The organism is Microbispora bryophytorum (assembly GCF_006874465.1).
Classification (GTDB): domain Bacteria; phylum Actinomycetota; class Actinomycetes; order Streptosporangiales; family Streptosporangiaceae; genus Microbispora; species Microbispora bryophytorum.
On sequence record NZ_VIRL01000117.1, the window covers coordinates 1 to 395 of the forward strand.

The window sequence follows — 395 nt, forward strand, 5'->3', positions numbered from 1 at the left end:
GCGCCTGAGGCCACATCAATCTTTACATTCAACGGCGGCGGTAAGCTGCTACGCTTCTGGACGGTTGATTTTTAGTCAACGGGGGGGCGAAGTGGTGTGCAGTAAGCCTGTGCTGAAGCAGTGGTAGTGAAAAGGTACGTGATATGAGTACAACGATGGCTATTTTAACCGTTGGCGTGGTACCGGTGGCTGAAGTTTTGCCGCTTTTAACCGAACATATCAGGGAAGAGCAGATCACTCATATTAGCCTGTTAGGCAAAATGACGCGTGAAGATGTTATGGAAGATTATGCCCTTGATTCCGGCGATGAACGCCTGCTGACGTTATTGAATGATAACCAGCCGGCCGAGGTTTCGCGCCAGAAGGTCGAGCGTGATTTAAAGCATATTATCGCG

Annotated in this window: 1 protein-coding gene; it reads left to right on the forward strand. The window is 49.6% G+C overall.

The window, feature by feature from the left end; translation table 11 throughout:
• Positions 1–143 precede the first annotated feature (143 nt).
• Positions 144–395 (forward strand): AroM family protein (locus FLX07_RS36110; RefSeq protein WP_208762590.1); only part of this gene is annotated, 252 nt, incomplete at its 3' end.